This is a genomic window from Actinomycetota bacterium, from assembly GCA_036280995.1.
Taxonomy (GTDB): domain Bacteria; phylum Actinomycetota; class CALGFH01; order CALGFH01; family CALGFH01; genus CALGFH01.
In genome coordinates this window covers 1-2,561 of the sequence record DASUPQ010000062.1, presented here as the reverse complement: position 1 = coordinate 2,561, position 2,561 = coordinate 1, and the positions used below count along the sequence as shown (strand labels likewise).

Here is a 2,561-nt window from a genome sequence, read left to right as displayed (position 1 = left end):
GCGGTGGTGGAGCAGACGATGCAGCCGACCCAGGCATCGCTGTGGCTCCGGCTGCACCCACCGTCAGGGACGGCTCCGCTTGTTGGGACCCGCCAAGGTAGGTGAAGGAGGCAACCAGCAGCGGCACCGAACGCCTTGCCTCCATGCCTGCGGCTCGGTCACGCCGTACCACCGTGCGTGGTGACCAGAGCGGGCTCTGATTGCCGCCGCAGGTGGCGCGGACCGAAGGTCCGCCAGAAGGCGCGGACGCGCCGATGAATCAATTGCGCGAAGCGCTCCTTGCGGCGCGGCGCTCAACTCCCCGGGGGAGGCTGGCCGGCGCAGTGCTCAGGCTTGCCTTGCTATTCGAGGTAGTCGCGGAGCTTCTGGCTGCGGGAGGGGTGGCGCAGCTTGGAGAGGGTCTTGGACTCGATCTGGCGGATGCGCTCGCGGGTGACCCCGAACTCGCGGCCGACCTCCTCCAGGGTGCGGGGGTGGCCGTCGGTGAGGCCGAAGCGGAGCTGGATGACCTTCTTCTCCCGCTCTGACAGGGTGTGCAGGACCGAGTCGAGCTGCTCCTGGAGGAGGATGAAGCTGGCCGCGTCAACGGGCACGACGGCGTCGGAGTCCTCGATGAAGTCGCCGAGGTGGGAGTCCTCCTCCTCGCCGATCGGGGTCTCCAGCGACACCGGCTCCTGGCTGACCTTGAGGATCTCGCGGACCTTCTCGGGCGAGAACTCCATCTCGCGGCCGATCTCCTCGGGGGTGGGCTCGCGGCCCAGGTCCTGGAGGAGCTGGCGCTGGATGCGGATCAGCTTGTTGATCGTCTCGACCATGTGCACCGGGATGCGGATGGTGCGGGCCTGGTCGGCGATGGCCCGGGTGATGGCCTGGCGGATCCACCAGGTGGCGTAGGTGGAGAACTTGAAGCCCTTGTTGTAGTCGAACTTCTCCACGGCCCGGATGAGGCCGAGGTTGCCCTCCTGGATGAGGTCGAGGAACAGCATGCCCCGGCCCACGTACCGCTTGGCGATCGACACCACCAGGCGCAGGTTGGCCTCGATCAGCTTCTTCTTGGCCAGCTGGCCGTGGCGCTCGGTGCGCTGCAGCTCCCGCAGCCGGGTCGGGGTCAGCTTGCGGCCGTTGTCGGTGGCCTTGTCGATCTCGGCGGTGGCGGCCTCGCCCTCGTCGATCGCCTTGGCCAGGATGACCTCCTGCTCCGCGGTCAGGAGCGGCACCTTGCCGATCTCCTTGAGGTACATGCGGACGGGGTCGTTGGTGGGGGCCTTGAGGGCCAGCTCCTCGTCGCGGGCCGAGCGGGCCTCGCGGGCGAACTCCTCGGCGTCGAGCTCGTCGACCATCTCGACGACCTCGATGTTCTCGTCCTGCAGGTGCTGCAGGATGTTGTCCATCTGCTCGGCCGAGACGTCGACCGGGGCCAGGGCCTCGATGACCTCCTCGTTGGTGAGGAAGCCGCGCTCCTTGCCCTTGGCGACGAGGTCTCGGACCTCGTCGATCTGCGCCTCCTTGGCGATCGCCATCTGCTCAGGTACCTCTCGTTCCGTGCGCCAGGTGGGAGTGCCGGCTCCCCACCTAGGCGGTGCGCTCGGGGAGATCCCCGTCGCCTCCGGACCGCGGCTCCCGCAGGGCTCGCCGTCGGGCCTCGAGGGCGATGAGCTCTTCGAAGACTCGAGTGTACTCGTGCGGCCGCTCCACCGGGTTCATACGCTGCAACGTCCCCTTGAGCTGGTCGATGACGCGGGTGAGGCGGAGCTCCTCCAACCGCCGGAACACCTCGTCAGCGTACCCCCGGTTCTCCTCGGCCGCGAACGCCTCAACGGCCAGGCCGCGCAGGAAGCGGCGGTCGGTCTCGGTGGCGGCGGCCTCCAGGACCGCCTCCAGGGGCTTGCCGGGGCCACCGGCCTCGGACAGGGCGGCAAACGCGGCCTGGGTCCCGGGGGTGCTGAACCAGTCCGGGGCCCAGCGCTCGGCCGCCTCGGCGGTCCAGTCGGGATGCTGAAGGGCGAACTTGAGCGCCTCGCACTCGACCCGGCCCTGGGGGCTGCGCGAGCGCGGCGGGGCCTTGACCTCGGCCCGGGGCCGCTGGACGGGCTGGCCGCCGATGAGGGCCTGGTACTCGGGCCCGTACTCGTCCAGGCCGAGCCGCAGCACCACCGAGCGGGCGTAGGCCCGCCGCTGGGAGAAGTCGGGGACGCTGGTCATCACCGGGGTGACCTCGCGGACGGCCCGGGTCCGGCCCTCGGGCTGGCTGAGGTCGAAGGAGGCCAGCTTCCAGTCCAGCCACCAGCGGACCAGCGGCCGGGCGGCCTCGACCAGCTCCCGGAACGCCTCGCCGCCGTACCTGCCAACGTACTCGGCCGGGTCGAGGCCGGCCGGCATGGTCAGGACGTGCGCGGACAGCGACGCCTCGGGGGCGGCGACCAGCTCGGCCACGCCCCGCCCGGCCGCCCGCCCGCCGGCGGCGTCGGCGTCGAAGGCGAGCACGATCCTGCCCGTGAAGCGGCCCAGCAGCTTGAAGTGCTCGGCCCGCAGGGCGGTGCCGCAGGTGGCCACGGCCTGGG

The 2,561-nt window shown here is 70.8% G+C and carries 2 protein-coding genes; both read right to left on the bottom strand.

Annotation, left to right across the window (positions count from 1 at the left end; genetic code table 11):
* Nucleotides 1-341 precede the first annotated feature (341 nt).
* Nucleotides 342-1,520, bottom strand: a complete 1,179-nt coding sequence (gene rpoD / locus VF468_01830; GenBank protein ID HEX5877060.1) for an RNA polymerase sigma factor RpoD — start codon at nucleotides 1,518-1,520, stop codon at nucleotides 342-344.
* A 52-nt stretch (nucleotides 1,521-1,572) separates the two neighbouring features.
* A partial coding sequence (locus VF468_01825; protein HEX5877059.1) for a toprim domain-containing protein occupies nucleotides 1,573-2,561 on the bottom strand: 989 nt, incomplete at its 5' end.